This is a genomic window from Metasolibacillus sp. FSL H7-0170 (genome assembly GCF_038593115.1).
GTDB lineage: Bacteria > Bacillota > Bacilli > Bacillales_A > Planococcaceae > Metasolibacillus > Metasolibacillus fluoroglycofenilyticus.
In genome coordinates, this window is the sequence record NZ_CP151964.1 from 704,881 (window position 1) to 731,313 (window position 26,433).

Here is a 26,433-nt window from a genome sequence, read left to right on the forward strand (position 1 = left end):
ATTCAGAAAGGAGTTGTGCGAAAAGTCTATTTTGTTTTGACACCGCATTGAAATCAATGTTTTCATCGCTTCCCTTTTACTGAAGGAGTACGCTGCTAAAGCAAATGTTCATTCCATTTTTAAAAGAGGTGTTCTATGTTTATAGGAATCAACATTTTGCGAAACATCATTGCTACTGTCCAAAACGCCGGCTATGCACGGCTTTTTGGACAGCCCTTTTCGTTTTTGTTTTATTAAGTCAAAGGGTGCTAGCTTGTTTGGCAAAGTAAGAAATATTGAGTTTAGTGGTATTATTTTGAATTTAGATGAAAGAGATTTTATCTTTTTTACAACAGCATGTTACCGCACTCAGTAAGCTGTTTGTTCAAGCGCTTTAATAGGCGCTGTCTTCTTTTTTTCAACGTTTCCACTTTGAGTTGCAAAGCTTGCGCAATTTCTTTGTCACTATTTTGCAGGACATAATAGCTAGTCAAAATATAGCGCTCATCTGTCGTTAACTCTTCCCACAATATTGCGAGTGCTGGTGTTTCAATCACAATGGCATTTCGTCCATCATCTATAAAAACTTGCAAAGCTTCATCACCAACTAGCATGTTGCGATTTCGATGATTGTTTTGCTTGCGCATCTCAGCAATAATTTGATAGCGCATCATAAAATAGGCATATGTTTCGAAGGTTCCTTTATTTTCGTCATATGTTTGCGTCGCCTCCCATAAAGCAATCATCGCTATATGTCGATATTCATCAAAATTGCCATAAACGCGGCAACGATATAACGCCTTTTGAATTAACGGTTTATACTGTTCGTAGCATTGTTCAAAGTTCATTGAAGATTCCTTTTGCATTGTGCACAAGCTGCTTATTCCTAGGTGGCTTAAATATAGTCATTCGGAATCAATCTATCAAAAACAAAAATAGCATATTTTTATTATAAAATAAGGAGAAAATCAAATTTTTTATACACAAAACATTATATTTATGCATTTTAGCGTTTAATAATAGTATTTTTCGCCATTTTTATTATCGGAATATTCGAAATTATAATTGACAAAATACACTTCATCGTGCATGCTATGTAAAATATATTTAGCTTATTGAAGACTAGTAAGCGGTCACTGACTATAACAGAGAGCGAATGCTTTGGCTGAAAAATTCGCATAGTACAAGCCGCCCAACCTCCTTCAACTTGCCCTTAGCCAAACTAAGCGCTCACTCAGCGTTATGAGATAAGTGGAATGCATTGTATGCATTCAATTTAGGTGGTACCACGGAAGTCCCTTTCGTCCTATATCAATTAGGAGGAAATGGGCTTTTTTTCATTGCATCTACTGGGAGGAGAAATATGGAACGAAAACGGATTGTCGTAAAAATTGGCAGTAGCTCTTTAACAAATAATAAAGGAGAAATTGATTTTGAAAAATTTAATGACCATATCGAAGCTCTCGTACAGTTGAAGCTTTCAGGGCACGAGGTGTTACTCGTTTCATCTGGCGCTGTCGCTGCTGGTTTCCGCAAGCTCGGCTATCCAACACGTCCCGTCACGATGAAAGGCAGACAGGCAGCGGCGGCTGTTGGACAAAGCCTACTAATTCAGCTCTACAATGAGGCATTTATCAAATACAATATTATTTCAGCACAGGTCTTGCTGACTCGTACAGATTTTAGCGAAAAAGAACGTTACAAAAATGCCTCTGCCACATTTTCTGAGCTACTAGAACGCTCTGTAATTCCGATTATTAATGAGAACGATACAATATCTGTTGCCGAGCTGACATTTGGAGACAATGATATGCTCTCTGCATTAGTAGCAGGGCTTGTTCATGCAGACCAACTAATTATTTTGACGGATATCAATGGGCTATATACAGTGAATCCCACAAAAAATCCTAATGCCAAACGCTTAGATTTTTTAACTGTTATATCGGATGAGCTACTTGCTAACACATCGGGCAGCAGCTCCAAAGTCGGCACAGGGGGGATGGAGTCAAAGCTATTAGCTGCGCGCTGTGCTCTTGAAGCAGGCATTAATGTTTTTATCGGAAAAGGAACAGGAGCAAAAAAATTACTGGAAGTTTTAGCTGGCAATGGGGATGGTACGTATATTTCTAGCGAGGAACCCTCCACTTTATCAAGCCGTAGACAATGGCTTCGATTATCTACAGTTACAGGAAAAATATTCATTGATGAAGGGGCTGTCAAAGCTTTGACGACTGGAGGCAAAAGCTTATTACCAGCAGGTGTTTACGCATTGGAAGGTCATTTTAAACGAGGTGATGTCGTTGAAGTGTTTTACCAGCATCATTGTATCGGACGTGGTGAAATAAAATATTCCAAGGAGGAGCTCGAGCAAGCAATGGGAAAGCGCACGACTGAATTATTCAAACAAGCAACAGAAGTAATTCATCGTGATTATTGGGTTCAAATGAAGGAGGTTTAAATAGATGGCTAACGAAGTAAGGGAAAAGGGACAACGAGCAAAAAGTGCAAGCATCATCATGAATATGAAAACAACTGCTGAAAAAAATAAGGCCCTTGCCTGTATTGCAGAGCAGTTGCAAATGGATACAGCGACAATTGTAGAAGCAAATCAGTTGGATTTACAGCTTGGAGCAAAAAATGGACTATCTGCTGCAACACTCGACCGCATTATGCTGAATGAAGGACGTATCCAAGCAATGAGCGAGGCGATTCAATTATTAATTGAGTTACCCGACCCAATTGGCGAGGAACTTGAAAATATTCAAAAAGAAAATGGATTGCATATTGTTAAAAGACGTGTGCCACTTGGTGTTATTGGTATGATTTATGAGGCACGTCCAAATGTTACTGTTGATGCAGCAACACTAGCATTAAAAACAAGTAATGCTGCTATATTAAGAGGTAGCTCCTCTGCTCAAAATTCAAATATCGCACTTATTGCATCTATTCATAAAGCATTGCATCATGCAAATTTCCCATTAGATGCTGTGCTCTTAGTTGAAGACACAAGCCGAGAAACAGCAAAAGAACTCTTTCATTTAAGTGAGTTTTTAGACGTTCTTATTCCGCGCGGTGGCAAAGGTTTAATCGATACTGTTGTGCGTGAAGCAAGCGTACCTGTGCTAGAGACAGGTGCAGGCAACTGCCATATTTATATTGATGATAGTGCCCCGTTCGATATGGTATGTAATATTATTAAAAATGCGAAAACGCAGCGTCCTTCCGTCTGCAATACTGTGGAAAGCTTAGTCATTCATCGTAGTTTTTTAATCAAATACGGTAAGGAGCTATTTAATTTTCTACAATCATTAGAAATTTCAATCTATGGGGATGAAACGATTTGTCAATTCGTAGGAAGTGCCATTCTCGCTGATGAGGCGCATTTTGCTGAGGAATTTTTAAGTCTCGCATTAAGTGTGAAAACCGTTGATTCTGTGCAAGAGGCTATCCGGCATATTCAGAAATATAGTACGAGGCATTCAGAAGCGATTATTACGACGACCCAACAGCATGCGGATTTATTTTTAACAATGGTGGATGCTGCTGCTGTTTACCATAATGCTTCTACTCGCTTTACAGATGGTTTTGAATTTGGTTACGGTGCTGAAGTAGGCATTTCCACACAAAAGCTACATGCGCGTGGTCCAATGGGGTTAGCTGCCTTAACATCAACAAAATACTGGATTTACGGTAATGGGCAAGTAAGAAACTAAAGAGCGTTTCATAAGGCGTGCAGTAGCTGGCTTGCGGAACATTTGCGATGGTGTTTCGGCGAAATATTTGCTCAATAAAATAGCGAAGGGGGTTTTCTGAAAATGAAAAACACTAATTTTAGCAGGATTTACTTCTAAGCGCAAGAAACGAAAATTTAACTTTTCTCAAAAAGAACATCCGCTAAACCCCATGTTTCTCCTATTTTCAAGGAATCCCCTTACTCTTTTAATACACAAAATCTTTCAAAAAGCACCACCGAGAGCGTTCCAAGCGCTGACAGCTACATGAAGTTTGGAACGCCTCCTCCCCTAATTCGTATAAATGACAGGAATATTATATTTACCGTATTTGCCCCGCATTTTACTACGATATTCCTGCACATGTGCTGTTTCTTTGAAGGTTAAAGCATCACCGTTATCCAGCGAAACAATATATGTCGCGTTCCCACCCTTACCAGCCGGTACTTCTATACGCTCTATTTGTGTCACATTTTCCCAGCCTACATATTGTTTTTGTTGCTCAAAAAGGCCCCTGTATGTAAAGCCGTTATCATCCATTGCAATATAGCATCTAGAGCTTCCGTAGAAAATAACAATCGATGTTAAAAATAAAATACTGCTACTAATTATTGCCCATTTTTTCATTTTGCCAAAAAATAAAAAAGCACAGCAAATAATTAAAATAGCTATCCCAACAGCGAACACCGTATATGCTTCTGTTGGAACATAGTACACCCAAGTATACTTCACAAAGTAAAATGTCATTGGAATCATTCTTGGTATTAAAAAAATGATTAATGGTGAAAAAATGAATAGGCATATACCTATTACAAAAAATGCATAACGATACGGCATATTATTCGCCATCTATTATCCCCCTTGCATAACATATGTAATATTATACAACGTTACTTTAAGATGATTAATTGTTTCAAAATTCTGAACATGTGATATAATACAGTTATTTTGAAAGGAGTGACCGCCATATGCAAATGCGTGCCATGATTAACCTTACAATTTCAATGGCCATCTTTGGCTCGATTGGCTTTTTTACAAAGCAAACTGGCATTCCTGCGGTCGAGCTGGTCTTTATCCGTTGTATTTTTGCCACATTGTTTTTGGGTGGCTTATGGTTAATTACAGGAGGGTTAAAAACTGAAAAGTGGAATAAAAAACAGCTTATTACAACCGTTTTATGTGGTGTTTTTTTAGTTTTAAACTGGGTATTTTTATTTAAGGCATTTGAGGAAATGTCGATTTCTGTTGCTATTTCTATTTACAATTTGGCTCCGATTTTCGTACTGTTGCTCGGTGCGATTTTACTTGCAGAAAAAATGTCCTTACCAGCGATTTTAGCAACAACTGTCTGCTTTTTTGGTAGTGTGCTAATCGTCGGGATTGAGCATTTTCAATCACTCGACCAACTATTTAATTCAGGCTTTGTCTGGGCGCTATTATCAGCCATTTTTTATGCCCTCACAATGTTTACAAGTAAAAATATTAGCGGTCTTTCCTCTTATGCATTAACATTTATTCAAACGACTGTTGGAATTGTGATGCTCATGCCATTTTGCAATTTTGAGGTATTTGAGGGACTAACAACGACAAATTGGTTATTTATTTTAGGGACAGGCATTATACATACAGGCTTTGTGTATTATTTATTTTTTGATAGCATACGCAATTTATCAACAATTATCGTTTCCGTACTCGTTTTTGTTGATCCTGTCGTAGCTATTTTACTAGATATTATCATTTTGTCCTTTAGACCAGATTTATTGCAAATACTTGGTATTATCCTTATTTTCGGTAGCATTATTTATATTATTTTTATGCCACCACCTACAGTAATCAGACAAAATAAAAAAGCTTCTGAGCCTTTATAGAGAAGAATTGGCTGTCAAAAAGCTTCGAACTTCAGCGTTTAAAGCGACAATAAAACATATAAAACGCCCGAAAAGCAGTGCTTTAGCACGCTTTTCGGATGCCCTCAACAATCAAATTTTTCAACAATATTTTGCAAATGTAAGGATTGGTTTTTTAATTCTACGGAAATCGAGTTTAATTCTTGTAAAACATTTACTTGCTGCTCGATTGTGCTCGCCACCTCTTGCGTGTAGCTTGCTGCATCATTCGCATCAGAAGCTATATGAGCAACAGAGGCGGCTACCTCCTCTGCCGTTGCTGAAATATGCTCAGTCAATGACGATACTTCGCCGATTTCTTCTGTCATCTCTTCAATCGCTGTGTGAATTTTATTAAATGTTTCACCAGCAGTTTGTACGACCGCTACCCCGGTCACAGCGTTTTGAACGCTTTCCTGTATCGCCTGAGCCACATGCTCTGTGTCTTGACGAATTGCTGTTGTTACTTGCACAATCGCTGCAGCAGAATGCTTGGATTGTTCCGCTAATCGACGAACTTCATCTGCTACGATAGAGAAACCTTTCCCATGCTCACCAGCACGTGCCGCCTCAATCGCCGCATTCAAGGCTAATAAATTTGTTTGCTCGGTAATTTCAGTAATTGCAGCAGTAATTTTATCAATCTCATTCGAGCGTTCAATAAGTTGATTGATTAAATTGTTCGTTAATGAAGTGGATTGCTGAATCGCCTGCATTTGCTTTTCGGCAACCTCTATATTGCTGCCACCCTCGTTTGCCAATGTTTGTGTAGTCAATGCGTTTGTATGCAATGCTACTGTTGAATGAACAATTTTTTGCACCGCCTCTGCTGTCGCGTCCATTGCTGTCGCACTTTCATTCGCAGCAGTTGCTGAATTATGGGAACCCTTTGCTAGTTTATCTGCTACTTCTGAAGTTTGTTGCACTGAGGATGCCACTTCATCTGTATTTTTTGTTAGCTGCTCACTAGACTGCGATAGCTTTGTCGTATTTTTTGCTACGGAAACGATAATCGATTTCAGCTCTGTTTTCATCGTATTAAATGAATTTGCCAAATCGCGAAATTCATCCTTTGATTTAACTTCTACATTCTCCTGCTGTAGATTACCTTGTGCGACGACTGTCAAAGCAGACTGCAATTGCTTAATAGGTCTTAAAAAGCTTTTGCTCATCACGAAACTTATAATCAATGAAGCTACAATACTTAATACAAGTACAATGATGCTAAGTAGCGATGCCGTATTAGCTGTACTTTTAGCTTCCTGCTGTATTTTTTCTAAGTTTGCCTCATAATGCTCTTTTAAATTTGCTGCACTTTTAATTAAATTTTGGTTTGGTGGGCGCAAATTATTGTTAATGATTGCTTTAGCTTTCTCGTAATTCAGTGCCTTCGTCTGTGCGATTGCATCAGCCATCGCCAGATTAAATTCCCCCGTAGCACCATCGATAGCGACAAGCTCCTCGCTCACATATGAATCTCGATTATTTATTTCTAATGACTCAATTAATTCAGTCATTTGCTCTCGTTGCTCAATTATTTCAGGTAAGATGCTTAAATCACCTGAGATTACGTACTGTCGAACAAGCATGCCTTGTGTGCTCATATTATTACGAATATCGGCAATCGTTAAGACATTTGCTTGCTCCTCTTCAATCATTCTTTCATACATTGACTGAACTCTTTGAAGCTGTGTATAGTTTATACTAGATGCAATTAATACTAGTAGTAAAATAGCCGCGAAACTAAGAAAAATTTTCGTGCGTATAGACATCTTATTCACCTTCTTCTCATTACAAATATGAGTATAATTATATACGAAACAATTCCCTATAACATCTTTTTGTTAAAAATTATAAAATTATAACTTTTCTGATTTCGATTCAAGCAAAAGAAGCATGTGAGAGAAAGAAAAATCTCACATGCTTCTTTTTTAATCATTTGAACGAATCTCCGTCATTTGTTTCCAAACAGAGCCTTTCGCTTCTTCACCTTGCTCAATTCGTGCAATTGCCATTTTCACTTGAAGCTTCACTTCAAATTCCACATCGTTTGCTGCATTTTGTAATGCCTGCAATGAGCTTGTTGTACCTGTTTCATATAAGAACATTGCTGCACGCCAGCGCACTAGCTTGTTTTTATCTTGTAGAGCGGTAATCATTGCTTGTTCAAATTCAACAAAGCCTAAATCACTCATGCAATCTCCCGCTGTGCGTCGCACTGCAGCACTTTTATCTTGCAAAGCCTGCTCAAGTGCTGGTACGACAGCCACATCTTCAATCATGCCAAGATAGACCGTTGCTAAACGTCGGATGGCCATTTGGTCATCCTTTAATGCAAAGCTCAGCATTTCGATATCTTCCACATTGGGGTCTGGCATTTGGTCAAGCAATTGAAAGCGTTGTTGCCAATCCTCTGTTTGCTGTAGTTGTGCCAAAGTTATCTTTTCGCGAGGTGCTGGTGTATAGTTCGCCTTATTGTTTGCAGCCTCTACAATTTCATCAATACGCTCTGTCGGATATGTCGCCCATACTTCTTGTAGCACATTTTCCGCTACTTCTTGTTTATCGCCGTAACGCACACCATAATCTACCCATTTACGCAAGAAAATATAGTTTTCATCACTATCCTTTGTTTGGATATGCTGAAAAGCTGCTGAGTAAGCATCCCCTGTAGAAAGGCGCACCTCACCTTCGCTATCAAAGGCCTTTACTTGCAATGGCAACCCTTTAAACATTTGTACATGGACATATACTTCTCCAAAATGGCTGACCGCTTGATTTTCTACAGTATTTGTCGTATCGTTTTCGCCTAATGCAATACGAATACTCGATAAAATATTTTCCCAAGCAAATTTAGCATTGCGCTCTATTGCTAAAAAATCCGCCACATGGTAAATCCCCTTCACGCCATCAACAGCAAAAATAGCCTGAATATAAGCTGGTGCTTCTGCAATATTATCCTTCGTATAGTTAAAGCTTTTACCAAATGGTAGCTCTTGGTCAATTACAATTTTCATTGAATTGGGACTTGGTGTTGGTTCAATCGTAACAATTTTCATCATTCACTTCTCCTATCCATTGACAATTTCATCTAAGTAACTCCAGCGTTCAATTAATTGCTCATATATTGCATTTAATTCATCTAGCTTTTGCGTGAGCTCCTGCAATTTCGTAAAATCAGCACCTGCTGTCGCAATACCATCTTCCGTCTCCATAATTTGCTGCTCTATCTTTTCAATATTTGCGGCAATTGTTTCCCATTCTTTTTGCTCTTTAAAGCTTAGTTTTTTCTTTTCCTGCTTCACTTTTTCTTGCTTCGTTTTATCCTGCTTCACTTCTTTTTGCGCTTGCTGCTGCTCTTTTGCACTGTGTATTAAGTACTCCGAATAAAGCATTAAGCTTTCTTCGACTTGCCCTTTACCATCTAAAATCCACAGCTTTTTAGCAATGCGATCTAAGAAAAAGCGGTCATGAGAAATTGTAATGACTACGCCAGGGAATTGCTCAATAAAGTCCTCGAGCACGCCGAGCGTTTCAATGTCTAAATCATTTGTTGGCTCATCGAGTAAAAGGACATTTGGCTGTTCCATTAAAAGACGTAGCAAATGTAGACGTTTACGCTCTCCACCTGAAAGCTTGCCAATTGGCGTACCATGCGTATGGAGAGGGAATAAAAAGCGCTCTAACATTTGTACCGCGCTAAAGCGAACACCATCCGCATCAGTAATATCATTAGATGCTTCACGCACATATTCAATCATTCGTTGCTGCTCGTTCATTTTCGGTAACGCCTGTTTAAAATGGAGTCGCTTAACAGTAGTGCCTACAACAACCTCGCCTTTATCTGGCTCAAGCTCCCCTGCTAAAATATTGAGCAATGTCGATTTACCATGACCGTTAGCACCGATTATTCCAATGCGGTCACCTTGTTGGATTAAAAAGCTAAAGTCCTGTAAAATAACGCGCTCAGCAAACTGCTTCGAAATACTTTCCGCCTCTAATACTTTTTTACCTAAACGTGTTGTCGCAAGTGCCATTTCTAAATTAGCATCCTCTTGCGTGCGGTCGATTTTTTCATCAAGCTCCTCAAATCGCTGAATACGAGCCTTTTGCTTTGTCGTTCTAGCTTTTGCACCACGGCGAATCCATTTCAGCTCATTGCGATAGCGGTTACGCAATTTTGCCTGCGTCGCTGCTGACATTTCCTCACGCAATGCTTTCGCCTCTAGATAATCGGCATAATTCCCTGTATGACGATACAGTGTTTGGTCAGCTAGCTCATAAATATGCGTTGCTACCTCATCTAAAAAGTAGCGGTCATGGGTAATGAAAATCACCGCTCCCTTTAAACGTGTTACCATTTCCTGTAGCCATTCAGTCGATTCAATATCTAAATGGTTCGTCGGCTCGTCAAGTAAATATAAATCAGCCGGCTCAATTAGGACGCGTGCAAGTGCCACACGCTTCTGCTGACCTCCCGATAGCTCTGTCACAGCACGCTCAAACATATCAATTCCTAATTTCGTCAATGCTTGCTTGGCAAGCGCATTGACATCCCATGCCCCCTCAGCATCCATGCGCTGCTGCAAGTGGAACAGTTGCTTTTGCAGTGTTTCATTTGTTGGCTCTGCGGCTAATTTAGCAAGAGCCTCCTCATATGTACGATTTAATTGAAGCACTGGAGAATCGCCAGCAAACACTGCCTGTAAAACGGTTTCACCTTGTGCAAACGTCGGGTCTTGCTGTAAGTATGCAATGCGGTATTTATTCGGATGGTCAAGCTCCATTTGGTCTGCCTCTTGCACCTGCGCCAAAATGGATAGCAGCGTCGATTTCCCTGTACCATTAATGCCAATTAACCCCGCACGCTCCCCTTCGTATATAGTGAATTCAATATTGTTAAATAAAGTTTTATCGCCTACCGTTTTCGTTAAATTCGATACGATTAAATGACTCATTTGTTCTCATCTCTTTCATCAATCAATTACTTATCTTTTAATTATAGATGATTTATATATGAATTGCACAAGTTGAGATTATTTTGTAGATGGTTCTCTTTCTTAGCTAAAAAAATAATAAGCATTTTTCGAAAGATATTGATATTATCTATCCTTTTCTTTAAGTTATCTAGATTAATTATTGCGAAAGGGGCTGTCCAAAAAGCCGTGCATAGCCGGCATTTCGGACAGTAACGATGATGTTTCACAAAATGTTGATTCATATAAAGTGAACCTTCAATCAGTGGGGGGGTCTTATCCCCACTGATTGGTAGTTTCACCATTCGGGTTTTTACAGACTGTTTGACCCCCTCTTAAACATTTTGATTTCACCTGCTGTTTTGAGATGGGGGTCTTACAGCCTGTTAATACGGGATAAACAGAAAGCGCCTCTTTTAAAAATGGGATGAACATTGGCTTTAGCAGTGTTAGCTTTCAGTAAAAGGGAAGTGATGAAAACATTGATTTCAATGCGGTGACAAAACAAAATGGATTTTTCGAACAACTCCTCTATATTAAAAACGCATGACTGAGATTTTTTTATTCATCGTATCAATGGCAACTTCTCCGCCAATTGGCAAGGTCATAATTGGCTGTGTGTGTCCGAAATCGACATCATACATAACAGGAATCCCCTGCAATAACGGGTGCTTATCTAAAATAAAATGAAGCTGCTCCTTTGTTATTTTACTTTCCCTTTGGAAACGACCAATTAACAATGCGTTTACATTCTTTGACACTTGTAACAGCGAAGTTAAATCGCGCGCAAAAGTTTCTGGAATTGTCATTTCATCATCTTCAATAAATAAAATACAATCATTTAAGTCAGGCATATACTGTGTGCCTTGCAGCAAATTGAGTGTACAAAGATTGCCCCCATATAATTTACCTTGTGCTTGTCCCTCTGTGTATACCTTCCATTCTGTTTCCTCATATTGGCGATTGTCTTGGTCTAAAAACCATAAATCATCGCTCCATTTTCCAGATGGAACAATGTCATAAGCCTCCTCATTCATAAAACATTGTTCAAAATACTTCGTTTGATATGCTTGTAAGCCTTTCATTTGAAAGCTTGAAAAATGTGGGCCTGAATAAGTGATAAATTGGCATCTTTTATGTATTGCAGTTGCAAGTGCTGTAATATCACTGTAGCCACATAATATTTTTGGGTTTTCCGCAATTAATTCATAATCTAAATACGGTAGTAGCTCATTGCTATTAAAACCGCCAATTGCGGTCAAAATAGCTTTAATATTTTTATTAGCAAATGCCGAATGAATATCAGCCACCCGCTGCGCAATGGAAGAAGAATTTTGAGAATCACAGGCATTCGTATGCTCCCCAAAGCTCACCTTAAAGCCCATACTTTCTAGTGTATGCACAGCCCTTCTTACCCCTTCATCACCTAATATTTTCATGCTTCTACTAGGCGCAATCACACGAATTTCATCCCCAATTTTCAATTTCTCTGGTATTATCATTGCTCAATTCCCCCATTCATTTCTTTATTAGCAAATTGTCGAATTGTATTTGCTACCTGATTTTTAGTTATAACGATTGAAGCAAATTTTGATACTTCCCCCTCCCCTACGCAAACGCTATACTGCGCCGCCTCAAATAAGGTGCGATCATTCATATCGTTACCGAATGCTATAAAACTATCAATGCCAAGTTGCCGCAAACCTCTTGCTTTATGTACACCTAAAGGGCTAACATCAAGAATGTTTTCTGACACATATTGCGAAACAGATAAAGGCAGTTTTAATAGCATATGCTTTGCCTCATCTGGTGCATCAAATAAAACGAGCTTGCAAATTTGCCGTAATTCATCAAGCCTTAAATTCTTTGCTGCTTGAAAATGAATTCGTTTGTAAATTGGATGAGCTACATCCCCCGTATAAGCAAAATCCCAATCGCCATCTGCTAAATACGTTAATTGATAGCGTCTAATTATTTGTAGAAGCTTCTCTGTCGTCATTTGTTCAAAATAGATGGCTTCCACCTTTTCCTGAGCTTTTATAAATGCACCATTTCCACCAATTAAACGACATTTATGAAAGTTTTTAGGCAGTATAGGTAAAAGGTCGCGAATCGGACGCGCGGAGGCAAATACAACGTTATGGCCTGCCTCCATTAACAGCAAAATCGCCTGCTGGATTTCTTCACTAATCGTTTCTCCATCAAAGGAAATCGTTCCATCTACATCAAATACAAAATACATCTTACTTCACCTCTGCTCTTTAGTATAATAAGATGAAATATTTAATAAAGGACAGGTGTCCCAAGCATGCATAATCTGTTTAAACAATTTTCTATACTTTACAATGAATCAATTCCAATTGAAAGCCTAAATAAAACTGAATTCCGAACATTTGAAAAGGGGGGAGCGATATTACTGGCTGGTGAAGAAGTAGATGGCCTCTATTTTTTGATTTCTGGAAGCTATAACGTATTGAGCCCAGAGATTAATGGAAAAGAGCTGTTACTCCGAAAATGTACTCCTCCCTCTATTGCAGGTGATATTGAGCTATTTCAAAACTGTCGTATTCAATCAAATTGTATTGCAAATGACAATTGTATTTTTTTATTTATCTCTCAGCAATCATATGAACAAACTTTTAAATTTGATGCAAGCTTTACACAGCTACTGCTTGAAGAGCTAACATTCAAATTGAAAACATGCACGACGTTATCGCGTGTTAATGCGCTCTCTTCTGTTGCGGTAAAGCTTGCTGCGTATTTATGTACAATTGAATCAGCAGAGGCCTCAAATGACTATTTGAAGGTGCAAAGCCTTCAGGAAATTGCCGCTTTAATCGGTACAACGAATCGCCATATTAATCGCGTTCTCCATCAATGGGCAGAACAGCATATCATTGAAAGAAATCATAATTCTATCAAAATCACTAATTGGCAAGCAATACAAACGCTCTCGGAAAATATTCGATTCGAATAAAAAAACGGAGTGCCTCGTTTTAGGCATCTCCGTTTTTTTCTTTCGTTAGCTGCTGTAAAAATTGCTCCATAAAACGATGGCGGGCCTCAGCCATTTCACGACCTTTTGCGGTTACCATTAAATCTTTTAATAACAACAGCTTTTCATAAAAATGGGTGACAGATGCTGTTGATTTTGCACGATATTCATCCGCTGTCATGTGGATGCGCGCTTGCTCTGCATCGTCGTACAGCTTGCGCCCTTTTGCACCGCCATAGGCAAATGTGCGAGCGATGCCGACAGCGCCAATCGCGTCTAAACGGTCGGCATCACGCACAATTTTTGCCTCAATTGTTTTTGCTTCAAGTGAATTCCCACCGCTAAATGACACTGATTCAATAATATCCTCGATATGCTTGCGTTCAGTAGCTGTTATAGACAGCTGCTCTAAAATAGCATTTTGCGCCGATTTATCCTTAGCATATTTTGCATCGCTTACATCGTGTAGATACACGGCTAACTTGACGATTTTTGCATCCGCAGCCCTCTCTGTTTGCAAAATGGCTTCCGCATTCATCATAACCCGCTCGATATGCTGAAAATCATGGCTTGCATCCATTTGCTCATATATTTGCTGTACGAGCTCTTTACACTTTACAATCACACTCATTTAAAACAATCCTTCTGCATGCCCATCTGCTGCTACATTCATTTTTAACGCTGCTGGCTCTTTTGGTAAGCCCGGCATCGTCATAATTTCGCCTGTTAGACATACTAAGAAGCCCGCACCTAATTTTGGCACGATTTCGCGAATGGTAATCATAAAGTTTTCCGGTCGTCCTAGTAAAGTCGGTTGGTCTGATAGCGAATACTGTGTTTTCGCCATGCAGATAGGTAGTACATCCCAACCAAGTTTTTCAATTTGTACAAGCTGCTTTTTGGCGCTATCCGTTAATTGAACACCGACACCACCATATACTTTTTGTACGATTGTTGTAATTTTTTGTTCCACTGTTTCAGATAAATCATATAAATGATGGAAGTTTTGGGTTGTTTCAAGCACTTGCAATACTTCATTCGCGAGCTCGATACCACCTTCTCCGCCTTCCTCCCAAACATTTGTCCGAGCGATGCGCACGGCATTGTCCTTCGCCCAAGTTAGAACGACGGCTAATTCAGCCTCTGAATCTGTTACGAAGCGATTTAACGCAATAACAGGCTCTACACCAAATGCACGAACGCTTTCAATATGACGAGCTAAGTTGGCAATTCCTTGTGATACTGCCTGTGCATTTTCCGTTTGTAAATCCGCTTTTGCGACACCGCCATGCATTTTTAATGCACGAATAGTTGTAACGATAACAACCGCATCTGGTGAGATACCACTTTGACGTGCTTTAATGTTCATAAATTTTTCCGCACCTAAATCCGCTCCAAAACCAGCCTCTGTTACGACGATATCAGCTAGTTTACGCGCTGTTTGTGTTGCGATAACAGAGTTACAGCCATGCGCAATATTGGCAAATGGCCCACCATGAATTAAAGCAGGTGTACCGCCAAGTGTTTGCACTAAATTCGGCTTAAATGCTTCCTTTAATAATAATGTTAGCGCACCTTCCACACCTAATTGATGGACAAATACAGGCTCGCGCTTATATGTGTAGCCAATAACAATATTAGCCAATCTCTTTTTCAAATCATCAATGCTCGTTGCTAGACAAAAAATAGCCATTATCTCAGATGCCACTGTAATATCAAATCCGTCCTCACGCGGAACACCTTGTAATGGTCCGCCTAAGCCAATTGTCACTTTGCGTAACGCGCGGTCGTTTAAATCTAACACGCGCTTCCAAATAATACGACGTGGGTCAATGTTTAATTCATTTCCTTGATGGATATGATTATCGATAAATGCTGCGAGCGCATTGTTTGCTGTTGTAATTGCATGCAGGTCGCCAGTAAAGTGCAAGTTAATATCTTCCATTGGTACAACTTGTGCATAACCGCCACCTGTCGCGCCTCCTTTTACACCCATTACAGGTCCTAATGAGGGCTCACGCAATGCGACCATCACATTTTTACTTAATTGCTGCAACGCATCTGCTAGTCCAACTGTCACAGTAGACTTCCCTTCTCCAGCAGGCGTTGGACTTGTTGCTGTCACAAGCACAACCTTCCCTGTTTTCGTAGACGCAATATGATTTACGTCGATTTTTGCCTTGTAGCGACCATATTGCTCAATCGCCTGCTCTGGGATGCCAGCTTTCTTCGCAATATCAGTAATAGGTTGCATTTTTGCGTTATTAGCAATTTCTAAATCGGATAAATACTTTGTCAGTGTCATATTATTCCCTGCTTTCTATCCTTAGTCAATTACGCCTCAGCTAACTTTAGTCCAAATTCTTTCGAGCAAGCTCGAAAAATCAGTGACATCCGCTGAATGATGTTACTCTTATTATAAAGCATTTAGTAAAAAAAAATCGGGGAAAAAGCGTCAAAATTCGCCAAATTATTGACAATAAAGCATCAATAACGTATATTATAATGCATAATTGTCTTAATTTTTCGACATTTTGAAATTTAATCCGCAAGTATGGGAGGCGAACGCTCATGCATCAAGGAAAGGTCAAATGGTTTAATAACGAAAAAGGTTATGGCTTTATTGAATGTACGAACGGTGAGGATGTTTTCGTTCATTTCACCGGCATCATCGGAGAAGGCTTCCGTCAATTAGAAGAAGGACAAGACGTAGCATTTGAAATTGTAGAAGGCAACCGAGGACCGCAAGCAGCAAACGTCTCTAAATTATAAGAAAATGTAGACAAAGACGCATTACCTTTGTCTACATTTTTTTATATTATAAATTTATTTCATAACATACGTTGCATTTTCACAAACAATCGTTTGCTGCTCTGTAGCTCCTTCAAAGAGAACCGTATGAATGCCTAATCCGTCGGCTAACATAGCATCCCAAATGACTCCTTCGCCTTGCGCGCAGTAGCAAACAATGCTTGCATTTTGTAAATAAAGTGTATATTTGATTGCATTCAGTTGCTCATCAAACTGTTCTTCTGCCTGCAATTGACCTAATTGCTGTAGCTGCTTGATAAAATCGAGACGATTCACTAAATAAGCGACCTCTGTTAGTTTCATATCACCTTTAGGATGTGGAGCGATAATATTTTGCTCTCTATATTCAGCACGACGCTCCTCGTTCGCCAAATCCCATTGAATGAAAAATGGGAAGTCAAAACGTTGCTCAGGATGACCGATATGAAGTAACTGCCAACCAATCACCGTACCATCTGGTCTTGTACGTGAAAAATGTTCAGGACCATTTACCTCTAGTCCTGCCTTGCGAAACATCTCCGCATCTCGCTCAATTGTTGTTGTTCGAATAGCAATGCGAGCAAAGCCATTTTTCCGTCCCTTTTTCTCATATGTTTCATGCAATGTATAAGGTTTTTGTGCAGCAATGGCAAACTGTGACTCATCATTAATACCAATCCACTCAATATATGTTAAATCGAAATAGCTTAACGTATTGTATGTTCCCCATTGCTTATGCTGTCCACCTTGTACTGCGTGAAAACCGTGTGCCTGCATCTCTTCCATTGTCCGTTCTGGCTTATCTACAAAATGAACAATATGGTCTAACTCATACATAGTAATCCCCCTTTTCCTATATTAACAAGTAGTTTTTTAACTGTATCATCAATTACACTTTCATCCTAATCTTAAAAGCATCAACAGTTAAATGCTCGAAGGTTATTGATTTACTTCCGAATCCCATGCTTTACAAACATTCACCCAATCTTTCGCATTTGAAAGTTGCTGTAGCTGCTCGCATGTTAGTTCAATCGCTGAATTTGCTGTGCCACATGCAGGAAAAACAGTTGTAAAACGCTGCAATGAAATATCCAAATAGACAGGTATATTTGTTGCTAACGCGAATGGGCATACGCCTCCTACTGGATGTCCTGTATATGTTAAAACATCATCAGGACTAAGCATTTTTGCTTTTACATGAAAAGCTATCTTAAAAGCTGCATTATCAATTTTTGCGTCTCCAGCTGCGACTACTAAAAATGCCGTACCTTCTGACGTGTAAAAGGCTAATGTTTTTGCGATTCTCGCTGGAATAACATTTAAAGCTTTTGCTGCTTGCTCGACTGTCGCCGTTGATTCAGAAAATGTTAAAATTTGTTCAGCATATTGATGTGTTTGCAAATATGTATGCACACGCTCGCTTGCCATTTGTTTTCCCCCTATTCAAGCTCTGCTAATAAAGCGATTAGTTTTTTGCTTGCTTCTTTTTTGCCATTTGCCTCAGTTACTTGTCCATTTTGATGAACGATTAAATGTAATGCATCGTTGCCGTATAATGATTGTGAGCTATTCGCTACTGTGTACTGTGCACTTGATGTCGCCATGCGCAGTTTTGCACGCTCGATTAAATACTCAGGTTCTGTCGTTGCTTCTAGCTTAAAGCCGACCAATGTCACATTGGGAGCCCAGCCTTTAATTTGTGGCAATATTTTTGGCGCTTTTTTAAAGCGAATTGTCGGTGGTTCATCAGAAGGCATCTTTCCATGGGCTGCTAAAGCATTTCCCGCTTGGTCAAATACTTGGTCTACAACCCAATCCGAGCCCGCAACAGCCATGATGACGATATCAATTGATTCCTCCTGTAATAGCTTTTGTAATTTGCCCGCTAAATCCTCAATGCCTTCAAAGCCGATTTTACGCATTTGTTCTATACGCTCAGGCAATTTGGCAAAATAGCCATGCATATAAATTACTTCCGCACCATAATCTAGCGCATCTTCAGCTAAATAGCAGCCCATAATACCCTTTGATAAATTCGTATGTCCGCGCACTTGATCCCATTTCTCAAGCGTACCGCCACTTGTTATCACAATTTTTTTTCCTCGTAGCATTTTTCCCTCTCCTTATTCATTGTAGTGAATACTAGCCATCCGTAAAGAACTGTATCAAAACAGCCCCTCTTACAGCTTTTCTTTATCTGTTAAATTTTCTTCATTTTCCTCTAGCCATTGCTTTAATACTTCTACAAATTTTTTCGCAGCTGGTGATAATGTTTGCTTTGTAGCGATTCCTATCGTTCGAAAACTTTCCTGCTTTAGCGGGATAACTCGAACGTTTTGCGGTAGCTGTGATAAGACAAGCTTTGGCATAATCGACACACCTACATGCTGTCCAACCATCGACATAATTCCCCAATCATCAAAAAGCTCAAAGCGGATATTTGGCTTAATGCCGTGCTTTTCAAATGTCGTCATTACATCATTCATGCCACGGTAAGACGGCATAATAAATGGCTCTTGCGCAATTTCAAATAAATCAATCTCCTTTTTATTATATAGGTGACTTTTCGAAGATACGATACAAAATAAATAATCTTTTTTTAATGGCATAAAATTAAATCGCTTTGAGCTTGTTCGATTTAGAAAGCCACAATCTATTTCCCCGTTAATCAGCCACTGCTCAATTTCATAATAATCGCCTTCCCGTAATTCTATTTTAATACCTGGATATTGGTCATCAATGGAATGAATAATATTCGGCATCCACTGTGTAGAAATACTCGAAATCAGCCCAATGCGTACTGTTCCTTTTGTTACACCGACAATATTCGCGGCCTCCTGCTGCAATAATTCCTCCGCCTGCAATACTTGCCGCATCGCGAGCAGCATCGTTTGTCCCTCTGTTGTCAGCCTCACTCCATTGCGATTGCGATGAATTAAAGCAAACCCAAATTCCTTTTCTAAACTTGAAATTGCATGGCTAACAGCCGATTGCGTTAATCCGAGTAGCTGTGCAGCCTCTGTGAAGCTTTGCACCTCTGCTACTTTATTTAAAATTTCATATTTTACTAAGCTCATAGCTGCCTCCCTATTCCCTCAATTAAACTCTATTACACCTCTAGCAGTTGTTTTTTCATTGCAAATATCATAATGCTTTCATTATTGGAGAAAACGTCCAATTTTTTATACATGAAAATTATTCATATTACATATTATAAACATTCGTTTTACTAATCGTAAAGGACAGTTTATATTGTTTTCTATAGCAATTTGTTTGGCGAGGATGGGGTGAATGTTTTGAGCATACAAAGTAAGGCAAATATATTAATGGTGATTGTGACGATGTTTTGGGGATTGTCATATACGTTCATGGTCATGGGCTTGGATGCGCTCGAAACATATAATATCGTTGCCCTCAGATGTATCATTGCATTTGCAGTGGCCGGTCTTATTTTTTATAAAAAAATGTTGAAAATAAACAAGAAAACTTGTTTTTATGCAGGTATTCAAGGCTTTCTTTTATTCATTGTATTTTCACTATCATTGTTTGGTTTGCAAACAACTTCAGCATCCAACGCAGGCTTTATTTTAAGCTTGACGGTCGTGCTTGTCCCTATTTTTGTAAGCCTTTTAGAAAGAAAGCTACCGTCACGTGCCGTAAGCTTTGCAATCGTGATGACAATGATTGGTATTTCAATTTTAACTTTAAAGGAATCTATGTCGTTCCAAATAGGTGATATTTTAGTAGCTATTGCTGCGGTTTGCTACGCTATCTATTTAATTTTAAACAGCAAATTTACGAAAAATGTTGACTCGATTGCCTATGGTGTTTACCAATTAGGCTTTGCAGGTATTTTCGGTGCTATTTTTTGTTTATTTTTCGAAATACCTCAAATCCCAACAACAACATCTGGCTGGATTGCAATTCTTGGTTTAGGTATCATATGTAGTGCATTCTGCTTTATTGGGCAATCCGTCGTACAGCAATATACTTCCCCCACACATACCGGTCTAATTTTCTCTTTAGAGCCTATTTTTGCGGCTATTTTTGCCCTTGTGTTCTTAGGTGAAGTATTAACGATGCAATTATTAATTGGTGGGCTGTTTATTTTGGCAGGTAATATCGTTGCGCAGTTTGAGCAACTTCATCAGCTCCGCTTTATGCGACAACAAGCAATTGAGGAAAAATCATACTAAAATGGAGGAGCGTCCAAAAAGCCGTGCATAGCCGACTTTTTGGACGCTTTCGGCAGTGCTTCTTTAAAGGGCTCATTCATTAAAATAACAAGAGAATTCTTTGAAGCGAAAATCATGAATTGTTAAGTATTCCCTGCAAAATAAAGGCTAATCAACACGCATGTTAATTTCTGATAATATTATTCCTACCTTTTATTAGATTCAATAAATTTAAAAATTAGTTTGAATCACAATTTATGTGGCAAATCTACTTTTCAGTTCCCTTCTTTTTAAACAACCTGTTCTATTTTTTTACATAGCGGAATATATACTAATAGGCGCGCCTTATTCTGACAGTTCGAAATATACAATTAGTTTTCAAGAAATAAAACACATTGTATGATAGAAAATGTGATTTTTTCGCAAGTGGAAAATAATCTGAACCGTAATTACGCAATGTCGTAAACGATGAAACAACATATAAAGGACGTGTAAAAAAATGATTGGACGTAATGATCCATGCCTTTGTGGTAGCGGCAAAAAATATAAAAAATGCTGTGAAGGAAAAGCACAGGTAACATCTGCCTCACTATTTAACGAAGAAATAGAGATGATTTTACAAAGCTTTTATGAAACTTACCCACAGCGTAAAGATACTTTGCAATATATTGAACTTGTACAAGCTTGGAGCCCTAAGCTACAAGATTACCTACAACAAGAGCTAATTGAAGCGGTTGCTTTAGATGAGTTTTTCTTCCACGTTAGACCTGATATTTGGACAGGCTATTTAAAAAAGGTGAGCAAGAAAACAGTTCGTCCTGCAACGGTTCGCTTATTAGATAATTGGACATCACCAGCAATGTTTATCGGAGCGATTTCGCATGTAGATGAGCAATATATTCATGCAACACATGCAATGACAAAAGAAAGCTATAAAATCCGCCGTGAAAACAAAAAACCGATTCCTGAAGGTATGCAAATCTTTACCTTCTTGTTACCGGACGGGTCAGAGCAGGAAAACCATTTCCTAGCAGTCTCTACGCTTATTTTCTTCTCTTCTGAATACGAGAAAGTTTTCCAAACTTTTGTAAATAGCTGCCCAAGCTCTGAACAAGCAGCGCAATTTTTACAAAAGAATCATCTTGCCTTTTGGCAATTGCTTGTGGAAAATGGCTATGTAGGAGAGGAATTTACTTCCTTTGAAGCAGATGTGTTAGCGCAAGTAAAGCAATTCTTACAATTGCATACATTAAACGATGCGCAACTAATACCTATTTTAGAGGATTATTTAGTAGAGCAGCAGCCAGCAGCGCGCAAAGCTGCTGCAATTGCGGCAGGAGCAATTCGTTTTGGTCAAGAGCGTGCTTTATTTGAGGCTTCCTTTACAGTGAAAGAAATAGCTGAGCAATTCGGCATTTCTGCCACATCACTTAATAAATATTATCAAGATATGCTTGCCTACCAGCTCGCAACTGCATAATGAAAAAATAAGGAGATGGCTGAGCCATCTCCTTTAATTTAATTATTTATCATTAATTTTCATCAATTCTTGCCCTAAAAATTGTAGCTGTTCCCCCACTGTGCAAGATTCAATACAAAACTTATGTGCACCTGGCTTCCCACGCTTTTGTCGCAACTCACGAATAATAGGGCAGTCGACACAATACGTATCCGTAATAAAATCAATCTCTTGCATAACAGATACTTTATTCAATTTCGCTCCCCCCTTTTTGCATTTCCTTATTATACTTCTTTACAAATTATTTTGTCCATTATTCATCGTTTCGGCTTATAATTATATTCAGTAAAAGACGGAAAATGAGGGATTGATATGTTAGAAGTTTATATTGATGGTGCAAGCGCAGGCTATCCTGGTCCAAGTGGCATCGGTTTGTTTTTAAAAGGTGAGGGACATCATCTATTAATTAGTGAATACATCGGTGAAACGAATAATCATATCGCTGAATTTACAGCCCTTATACGTGGCCTAGAGGAAGCACAGCAATTAGGTGCAACATTGGTTTCTTTACGCTCCGATTCCAAAATTGTTGTCGCCTCCATTGAAAAATCCTATGTCAAAAATGAAGAGTTTAAGCCTTACTTAGCACGTGCAGAGGAATTAATCGAAACATTTGAGCTCTTTTTCATTAAATGGATTCCAGAAAAGGAAAATCGTGCTGCCGATGCTCTTGCCCGCGAAGCCATTCAAACAAAAGCAAATCGTAGAAAAGATGGCATTTGAAATCAGAACGTAGAAAAATAGCCGTTTTTTAAGAAAGTAGCTTATTTCAGAAGGTTATAAATACGAAATCTAACGGCTTATCCTAATTTATTTGCGACTTGAGCTGCTTTATTAGCGATTTATTACAACCTATGTTTTTAAGCTTATAAAATCGGATTAGATGCCAAAATGGGCTTTATTTATTTCTTTAATTACAGAAGGAAGAGCTTTAATATCGCGGTTTGCAAGCTTTTGGATTATGCTACTTCACTTTAAACACGAATAAAGCGTCCGAAAAATAGTGCCCCGCACGCTTTTTGGACGCTCTAGTGCTTTTATTTATTCATATTCAACAAAGCCCCAACTGCACCAGCGTAGCCTCTGTCCTGTAAGAAAATTGGATTATGCTTTTTTAAAATCGTATAATTGGCAATCACTTTTTGTAAATCTTCGTTATCTGTCAATGTCGAGCCAATATAAACGATATATGCAGTTTCCTTTTGCTCAGCAAATTGGATGCTTAATGTCGTAATCACTTCACCAACAAGACCTTGCACAGTGGCTAAAACATCTGCCTGTGGATGCTCTGTAGTAGCTGTAATGCCGACCTTACCAAAATTGCTCGCTGTTAAATCTCCTGCGATAGGTGTATCCATCCCTTGATAAATATCGCGTACGAGCAAATCAATATTTTCACGCACACCCGCTGAGGCAAGCTTTGTAATTTCTTTAAAATCGCTATGTCCTGTTAGCAGTGTGGCAAGACCAACTAATGTACCTCCACCTACACCAGTACCTCCAACACGCACGTGCTGTCCATTTTCCATATAATGAATCGAGGTCCCCGTGCCGATATTTGTAATAATCGCATTGTCAATTTGATGTCCTTCCTTAACAAGCAAATATTGCACACCTTTTAATGTCGCCTCAAACTCCACGATATATTCAATGGATTTCATCGTTTCAAGCTGCTCTCGTAGCTGTTCTGTGCGTCCACCTGTTAGCCCGATTTCTTCAACATTCGGATGCTGCTTTAACCATTCTTTTACAAGTTGTAAATCATTCGATGGGAAGCTTTCTAGCATTAACTGGCCATGCTCATTAAAATAAGCCATTTTTGTTAATGTTCCTCCTGCATCAATTCCTATCGATTTCAACATAAAAATCCCCTTTAAATTATATGCCTACTACCTCTTGTGGGAATAGATTACGTTTTCTATACTCCTCAATAATGACATATTCATATTTTTTTAGTAATTGACAAATCGTTTCTTCATACGCTTTAATTGATGGAACTTCCGTTAACTTCTCGAGTGCGAGCTCCTCTTCTTTTAACAGACTTTGCCATTTCAAGTTTTCTGTTTTTGGCATCGTACATTGATGTAGGCGCATCCACTTAGAAATCGATTTTAAACCTGCATATGTTAAAATCACTTTTCCAACAGATTGCGTGCTAATGTCTTGCAATGTGTTTTTAAGCTTGCTGGAAGGCTTCATTTTTATTAATTGCTTCGTATAAACTTCTCCATCCTCTGCTACTTGCTCTTTTTCCTGTATAGAAAAAGGCAACTTTTCGCGATGGGTTGTCTGTTTGACGATATCAATACGGTCATGCTGTACTTTGCAATTTACGTAAGTCACCATAATATCAAAGGCTGTTTCCAACTGTCTTGAATAGGCAAAAAGCACAAGCATATCATTTGTTTGCTGCCCCTCCATCAATGCTTCCCCATTCGTTTCGACAAAAATTTGCTGAAGGCTCTGTGCATCTGCTAACGCTCGATGCTGTATGCTCGCCTTTAAATTTAACTCTGCCATTAATTTTTGGAGGCTTGGCTGCTCGCGTAAACTATGAGCAATCATATATTTTTGCTGATAATCGACCATCGGAAATAAAAAATCGCTGCTTAGATGATGGCGCTCCATCTCCTCTTCTAAAACTTTGCGATCAAACTCTCCAAAAGTAAATAATACGTAGTGTCCCTCACACCAGCGCTTAAACTTTTGAATCGCCTCTCTAAATGATGGCGCTCCTAGCAATTCTTCTGTTGTAATGCCTGTCAGCTTTTGAATATGATTATTCAATTTTTTAAATTTATAAGGCTGAATTAGTTGCGTAAAGGTCGTTTGTGTACCGTTTGGAAGCCATTTTACCGCCCCAATTTCAATAATACACTGTCTCCCCCGTATGAGCGCAGCCTCGATATCAATGAATATGTACGTTTTATCACGTGTCATATAGTCACCTACCATTGTCGTATTGCTTCTACTATTCTAACTTAGAATGAGAATGAGGAAAACCCCATCTACTAAAATAAAATAACAATTTCAGCAGTTACTAATTTATCTTTCATACATTTTGCGTTACGATAGAGGGTGTATATATTTGAGGAGGAGTCGGTATGACAAATAAAGTGCTTCAAAAAGATGCAATGCGCGTTTTAAAGGAAACGAGCCGCACTTTTTATATTCCGATAACATTTTTACAAAAAGAATTAAAGATGGCTGTTGCGACTGCTTATCTTGCAATGCGTGCCATTGATGAAATTGAGGACCACGAGGATATTGATAATACGACAAAGCAGGAGCTGTTGATGGCGACAGGCGAGCTTTTAAAAAAGCCCTTCGATACGGAAGCCTACACAGCACTTCTTGCCCCTCAGCAGGATAAATGGCCTGAGGTGACGGTGCGTCTAGCAGATTGGCTAGAGGCATGCCCAGCGAGAGCGTTACCGCTTGTTACAGCCGCAACAAGCGAAATGGCGATGGGTATGGCGAAATGGGCCAAAGCTAATTGGCAAGTGAAAACGCGTGAAGATTTAGACGATTATACATATTACGTCGCTGGACTTGTCGGGGTAATGCTGTCTAATCTGTGGCTGGAGTTTGAGGGGATTGAAACAGACAGAGAGCTAGCAATCGGCTATGGTCGAGGCTTACAGGCTGTTAATATTTTACGCAATGAGCAGGAAGACTTGAACGAGCGTGGCGTAAGCTTCGTACCGGACGGCTGGGGACGCCAAGAGTTATTTGCTTATGCTGAGGAGAACTTAGCTAAAGCAGATGAATATATGAAGAGCATTAATAAACGTACTGTCCTGCTGTTTTGTCGCTTACCACTCGCTTTAGCGCATAAAACTTTAAAAGCAATGCATGATGGTCGCGAGAAAATGTCGCGTGCCGAAGTCGAGCAAACTGTCGAAGAAATTCAAGCAGACTAATTCATGCTAAAAGATTGCTCAATTTTAGCGCTGCATTAACAGAAAGATTTTCCTACTAAGGAGCAACACCACTAAAGTCAGTGTTGCTCCTATTTTTTATTTTTAAATTACATAAATATAATAATTGATTGCTGCTATTAATTGCTTTCGGGAAATTGTAAATTTTTTTATAAAATGCTACGATTAAAAATAGAGGAGGGGTTTTATGCAAACATATAAAATTTATGTAACGAATATTTCACAAGCGCTCACTGCATTAAAGGAAGAAGGCTATGAGGGCAAAGATAGCGGTACATTTATTGAAGTAGCGTTCGACCCAAATCAAAAAATGTCCGTCATTATGCTATTAAATAAACATAAAATTGTTGTTTATGATATAGAGGAAGCATAATTTTAAGGCTATCGGGAAATCAAGAACACCCAATAGCCTTTTAGCTTATTTTACAGATGCCTATTAGA

The 26,433-nt window shown here is 39.0% G+C and carries 26 protein-coding genes; 10 read left to right on the forward strand and 16 right to left on the reverse strand.

The window, feature by feature from the left end; translation table 11 throughout:
* Window positions 1-326 precede the first annotated feature (326 nt).
* Window positions 327-827, reverse strand: coding sequence for a sigma-70 family RNA polymerase sigma factor (locus tag MHH70_RS03270; RefSeq protein WP_161485059.1), 501 nt, complete (start codon window positions 825-827; stop codon window positions 327-329).
* A gap of 515 nt (window positions 828-1,342) precedes the next feature.
* Between MHH70_RS03270 and proB the strand changes: the two genes are divergently transcribed.
* Complete coding sequence (gene proB, locus MHH70_RS03275; RefSeq protein ID WP_107942607.1) at window positions 1,343-2,437, forward strand: glutamate 5-kinase; 1,095 nt, start codon at window positions 1,343-1,345, stop codon at window positions 2,435-2,437.
* A 4-nt stretch (window positions 2,438-2,441) separates the two neighbouring features.
* Window positions 2,442-3,692 (forward strand): glutamate-5-semialdehyde dehydrogenase, encoded by a 1,251-nt coding sequence (locus MHH70_RS03280; protein ID WP_342472546.1) that lies wholly within the window; start codon window positions 2,442-2,444, stop codon window positions 3,690-3,692.
* Window positions 3,693-4,001: 309 nt separating this feature from the next.
* On the opposite strand, the gene MHH70_RS03285 is transcribed toward MHH70_RS03280, so the two are convergent.
* Window positions 4,002-4,559, reverse strand: a complete 558-nt coding sequence (locus MHH70_RS03285) for a hypothetical protein (protein ID WP_066163527.1) — start codon at window positions 4,557-4,559, stop codon at window positions 4,002-4,004.
* Between the two features lie 119 nt (window positions 4,560-4,678).
* Here MHH70_RS03285 and MHH70_RS03290 point away from each other — a divergent pair, with 119 nt between their 5' ends.
* On the forward strand, window positions 4,679-5,578 hold the full coding sequence (locus MHH70_RS03290) for a DMT family transporter (RefSeq protein WP_107942605.1): 900 nt from the start codon (window positions 4,679-4,681) through the stop codon (window positions 5,576-5,578).
* Window positions 5,579-5,682: 104 nt separating this feature from the next.
* Here the strand turns inward: MHH70_RS03290 and MHH70_RS03295 are convergent, their stop codons facing one another.
* The 5 genes from MHH70_RS03295 to MHH70_RS03315 form a co-directional block, all read right to left on the reverse strand.
* On the reverse strand, window positions 5,683-7,368 hold the full coding sequence (locus tag MHH70_RS03295) for a methyl-accepting chemotaxis protein (RefSeq protein WP_342472547.1): 1,686 nt from the start codon (window positions 7,366-7,368) through the stop codon (window positions 5,683-5,685).
* A gap of 159 nt (window positions 7,369-7,527) precedes the next feature.
* The gene (locus MHH70_RS03300; RefSeq protein ID WP_107942603.1) at window positions 7,528-8,655 is read right to left on the reverse strand and encodes a conserved virulence factor C family protein; all 1,128 of its coding nucleotides are present in this window, start codon (window positions 8,653-8,655) and stop codon (window positions 7,528-7,530) included.
* Between the two features lie 12 nt (window positions 8,656-8,667).
* Complete coding sequence (locus MHH70_RS03305) at window positions 8,668-10,554, reverse strand: ABC-F family ATP-binding cassette domain-containing protein (RefSeq protein ID WP_342472548.1); 1,887 nt, start codon at window positions 10,552-10,554, stop codon at window positions 8,668-8,670.
* Window positions 10,555-11,108: 554 nt separating this feature from the next.
* Window positions 11,109-12,074: a S66 peptidase family protein gene (locus MHH70_RS03310; protein ID WP_107942601.1), complete on the reverse strand. Its 966-nt coding sequence runs from the start codon at window positions 12,072-12,074 to the stop codon at window positions 11,109-11,111.
* Window positions 12,071-12,814, reverse strand: coding sequence for an HAD family hydrolase (locus MHH70_RS03315; protein WP_342472549.1), 744 nt, complete (start codon window positions 12,812-12,814; stop codon window positions 12,071-12,073). Before MHH70_RS03315 ends, MHH70_RS03310 begins: the two co-directional genes overlap by 4 nt.
* Before the next feature lie 66 nt (window positions 12,815-12,880).
* On the opposite strand from MHH70_RS03315, the gene MHH70_RS03320 reads away from it, so the two are divergent.
* On the forward strand, window positions 12,881-13,549 hold the full coding sequence (locus MHH70_RS03320; RefSeq protein ID WP_107942599.1) for a Crp/Fnr family transcriptional regulator: 669 nt from the start codon (window positions 12,881-12,883) through the stop codon (window positions 13,547-13,549).
* A 19-nt stretch (window positions 13,550-13,568) separates the two neighbouring features.
* Here MHH70_RS03320 and MHH70_RS03325 read toward each other — a convergent pair whose 3' ends face one another.
* Together MHH70_RS03325 and MHH70_RS03330 are read right to left on the reverse strand one after the other, a co-directional pair.
* The gene (locus tag MHH70_RS03325) at window positions 13,569-14,198 is read right to left on the reverse strand and encodes an HD domain-containing protein (protein ID WP_342472550.1); all 630 of its coding nucleotides are present in this window, start codon (window positions 14,196-14,198) and stop codon (window positions 13,569-13,571) included.
* The gene (locus tag MHH70_RS03330) at window positions 14,199-15,872 is read right to left on the reverse strand and encodes a formate--tetrahydrofolate ligase (protein ID WP_066163541.1); all 1,674 of its coding nucleotides are present in this window, start codon (window positions 15,870-15,872) and stop codon (window positions 14,199-14,201) included.
* A gap of 266 nt (window positions 15,873-16,138) precedes the next feature.
* Between MHH70_RS03330 and MHH70_RS03335 the strand changes: the two genes are divergently transcribed.
* Window positions 16,139-16,339, forward strand: a complete 201-nt coding sequence (locus MHH70_RS03335; protein WP_066163543.1) for a cold shock domain-containing protein — start codon at window positions 16,139-16,141, stop codon at window positions 16,337-16,339.
* Window positions 16,340-16,393: 54 nt separating this feature from the next.
* Here the strand turns inward: MHH70_RS03335 and MHH70_RS03340 are convergent, their stop codons facing one another.
* The 4 genes from MHH70_RS03340 to MHH70_RS03355 form a co-directional block, all read right to left on the reverse strand.
* Window positions 16,394-17,194, reverse strand: coding sequence for a VOC family protein (locus MHH70_RS03340; RefSeq protein WP_066163545.1), 801 nt, complete (start codon window positions 17,192-17,194; stop codon window positions 16,394-16,396).
* A 102-nt stretch (window positions 17,195-17,296) separates the two neighbouring features.
* A complete protein-coding gene (locus MHH70_RS03345) occupies window positions 17,297-17,785 on the reverse strand; it encodes a YbaK/EbsC family protein (protein ID WP_107942597.1) in 489 nt (162 codons plus the stop codon).
* 11 nt (window positions 17,786-17,796) lie between these two features.
* Complete coding sequence (locus MHH70_RS03350) at window positions 17,797-18,468, reverse strand: phosphopantothenoylcysteine decarboxylase (RefSeq protein WP_107942596.1); 672 nt, start codon at window positions 18,466-18,468, stop codon at window positions 17,797-17,799.
* A 69-nt stretch (window positions 18,469-18,537) separates the two neighbouring features.
* A complete protein-coding gene (locus MHH70_RS03355) occupies window positions 18,538-19,434 on the reverse strand; it encodes a LysR family transcriptional regulator (RefSeq protein WP_066163552.1) in 897 nt (298 codons plus the stop codon).
* Between the two features lie 210 nt (window positions 19,435-19,644).
* Here MHH70_RS03355 and MHH70_RS03360 point away from each other — a divergent pair, with 210 nt between their 5' ends.
* Window positions 19,645-20,553, forward strand: coding sequence for a DMT family transporter (locus tag MHH70_RS03360; protein WP_342472551.1), 909 nt, complete (start codon window positions 19,645-19,647; stop codon window positions 20,551-20,553).
* A gap of 478 nt (window positions 20,554-21,031) precedes the next feature.
* On the forward strand, window positions 21,032-22,012 hold the full coding sequence (locus MHH70_RS03365) for an SEC-C metal-binding domain-containing protein (protein WP_066163555.1): 981 nt from the start codon (window positions 21,032-21,034) through the stop codon (window positions 22,010-22,012).
* A gap of 42 nt (window positions 22,013-22,054) precedes the next feature.
* Here the strand turns inward: MHH70_RS03365 and MHH70_RS03370 are convergent, their stop codons facing one another.
* A complete protein-coding gene (locus tag MHH70_RS03370; protein WP_066163558.1) occupies window positions 22,055-22,246 on the reverse strand; it encodes a zinc-finger domain-containing protein in 192 nt (63 codons plus the stop codon).
* Window positions 22,247-22,363: 117 nt separating this feature from the next.
* Between MHH70_RS03370 and MHH70_RS03375 the strand changes: the two genes are divergently transcribed.
* A complete protein-coding gene (locus MHH70_RS03375) occupies window positions 22,364-22,774 on the forward strand; it encodes a ribonuclease HI family protein (RefSeq protein WP_066163562.1) in 411 nt (136 codons plus the stop codon).
* A gap of 314 nt (window positions 22,775-23,088) precedes the next feature.
* On the opposite strand, the gene coaW is transcribed toward MHH70_RS03375, so the two are convergent.
* Both coaW and MHH70_RS03385 read right to left on the reverse strand, forming a co-directional pair.
* Window positions 23,089-23,913, reverse strand: coding sequence for a type II pantothenate kinase (coaW, locus tag MHH70_RS03380; RefSeq protein WP_066163564.1), 825 nt, complete (start codon window positions 23,911-23,913; stop codon window positions 23,089-23,091).
* Window positions 23,914-23,929: 16 nt separating this feature from the next.
* Window positions 23,930-24,991: a 3'-5' exonuclease gene (locus tag MHH70_RS03385; RefSeq protein WP_066164469.1), complete on the reverse strand. Its 1,062-nt coding sequence runs from the start codon at window positions 24,989-24,991 to the stop codon at window positions 23,930-23,932.
* Between the two features lie 164 nt (window positions 24,992-25,155).
* Between MHH70_RS03385 and MHH70_RS03390 the strand changes: the two genes are divergently transcribed.
* Together MHH70_RS03390 and MHH70_RS03395 are read left to right on the forward strand one after the other, a co-directional pair.
* Window positions 25,156-25,974 carry a squalene/phytoene synthase family protein gene (locus MHH70_RS03390; RefSeq protein WP_066163566.1) on the forward strand — a complete coding sequence of 273 codons (819 nt, stop codon included), beginning with the start codon at window positions 25,156-25,158 and terminating at the stop codon, window positions 25,972-25,974.
* 205 nt (window positions 25,975-26,179) lie between these two features.
* On the forward strand, window positions 26,180-26,365 hold the full coding sequence (locus MHH70_RS03395) for a hypothetical protein (RefSeq protein ID WP_066163568.1): 186 nt from the start codon (window positions 26,180-26,182) through the stop codon (window positions 26,363-26,365).
* Window positions 26,366-26,433: the final 68 nt, after the last annotated feature.

What these genes read in the sequence shown, in the direction of transcription:
- MHH70_RS03350 (WP_107942596.1), bottom strand. Translation starts at nt 18,468, where the DNA reads ATGCTACGAGGAAAAAAAATTGTGATAACAAGTGGCGGTACGCTTGAG.
- MHH70_RS03375 (WP_066163562.1), top strand. Translation starts at nt 22,364, where the DNA reads ATGTTAGAAGTTTATATTGATGGTGCAAGCGCAGGCTATCCTGGTCCA.
- MHH70_RS03305 (WP_342472548.1), bottom strand. Translation starts at nt 10,554, where the DNA reads ATGAGTCATTTAATCGTATCGAATTTAACGAAAACGGTAGGCGATAAA.
- MHH70_RS03315 (WP_342472549.1), bottom strand. Translation starts at nt 12,814, where the DNA reads ATGTATTTTGTATTTGATGTAGATGGAACGATTTCCTTTGATGGAGAA.
- MHH70_RS03295 (WP_342472547.1), bottom strand. Translation starts at nt 7,368, where the DNA reads ATGTCTATACGCACGAAAATTTTTCTTAGTTTCGCGGCTATTTTACTA.
- MHH70_RS03270 (WP_161485059.1), bottom strand. Translation starts at nt 827, where the DNA reads ATGAACTTTGAACAATGCTACGAACAGTATAAACCGTTAATTCAAAAG.
- MHH70_RS03385 (WP_066164469.1), bottom strand. Translation starts at nt 24,991, where the DNA reads ATGACACGTGATAAAACGTACATATTCATTGATATCGAGGCTGCGCTC.
- MHH70_RS03365 (WP_066163555.1), top strand. Translation starts at nt 21,032, where the DNA reads ATGATTGGACGTAATGATCCATGCCTTTGTGGTAGCGGCAAAAAATAT.
- MHH70_RS03345 (WP_107942597.1), bottom strand. Translation starts at nt 17,785, where the DNA reads ATGGCAAGCGAGCGTGTGCATACATATTTGCAAACACATCAATATGCT.
- MHH70_RS03395 (WP_066163568.1), top strand. Translation starts at nt 26,180, where the DNA reads ATGCAAACATATAAAATTTATGTAACGAATATTTCACAAGCGCTCACT.
- MHH70_RS03300 (WP_107942603.1), bottom strand. Translation starts at nt 8,655, where the DNA reads ATGAAAATTGTTACGATTGAACCAACACCAAGTCCCAATTCAATGAAA.
- MHH70_RS03335 (WP_066163543.1), top strand. Translation starts at nt 16,139, where the DNA reads ATGCATCAAGGAAAGGTCAAATGGTTTAATAACGAAAAAGGTTATGGC.
- MHH70_RS03290 (WP_107942605.1), top strand. Translation starts at nt 4,679, where the DNA reads ATGCAAATGCGTGCCATGATTAACCTTACAATTTCAATGGCCATCTTT.
- MHH70_RS03310 (WP_107942601.1), bottom strand. Translation starts at nt 12,074, where the DNA reads ATGATAATACCAGAGAAATTGAAAATTGGGGATGAAATTCGTGTGATT.
- MHH70_RS03340 (WP_066163545.1), bottom strand. Translation starts at nt 17,194, where the DNA reads ATGTATGAGTTAGACCATATTGTTCATTTTGTAGATAAGCCAGAACGG.
- proB (WP_107942607.1), top strand. Translation starts at nt 1,343, where the DNA reads ATGGAACGAAAACGGATTGTCGTAAAAATTGGCAGTAGCTCTTTAACA.
- MHH70_RS03325 (WP_342472550.1), bottom strand. Translation starts at nt 14,198, where the DNA reads ATGAGTGTGATTGTAAAGTGTAAAGAGCTCGTACAGCAAATATATGAG.
- MHH70_RS03390 (WP_066163566.1), top strand. Translation starts at nt 25,156, where the DNA reads ATGACAAATAAAGTGCTTCAAAAAGATGCAATGCGCGTTTTAAAGGAA.
- MHH70_RS03355 (WP_066163552.1), bottom strand. Translation starts at nt 19,434, where the DNA reads ATGAGCTTAGTAAAATATGAAATTTTAAATAAAGTAGCAGAGGTGCAA.
- MHH70_RS03320 (WP_107942599.1), top strand. Translation starts at nt 12,881, where the DNA reads ATGCATAATCTGTTTAAACAATTTTCTATACTTTACAATGAATCAATT.
- MHH70_RS03285 (WP_066163527.1), bottom strand. Translation starts at nt 4,559, where the DNA reads ATGGCGAATAATATGCCGTATCGTTATGCATTTTTTGTAATAGGTATA.
- MHH70_RS03330 (WP_066163541.1), bottom strand. Translation starts at nt 15,872, where the DNA reads ATGACACTGACAAAGTATTTATCCGATTTAGAAATTGCTAATAACGCA.
- coaW (WP_066163564.1), bottom strand. Translation starts at nt 23,913, where the DNA reads ATGTTGAAATCGATAGGAATTGATGCAGGAGGAACATTAACAAAAATG.
- MHH70_RS03280 (WP_342472546.1), top strand. Translation starts at nt 2,442, where the DNA reads ATGGCTAACGAAGTAAGGGAAAAGGGACAACGAGCAAAAAGTGCAAGC.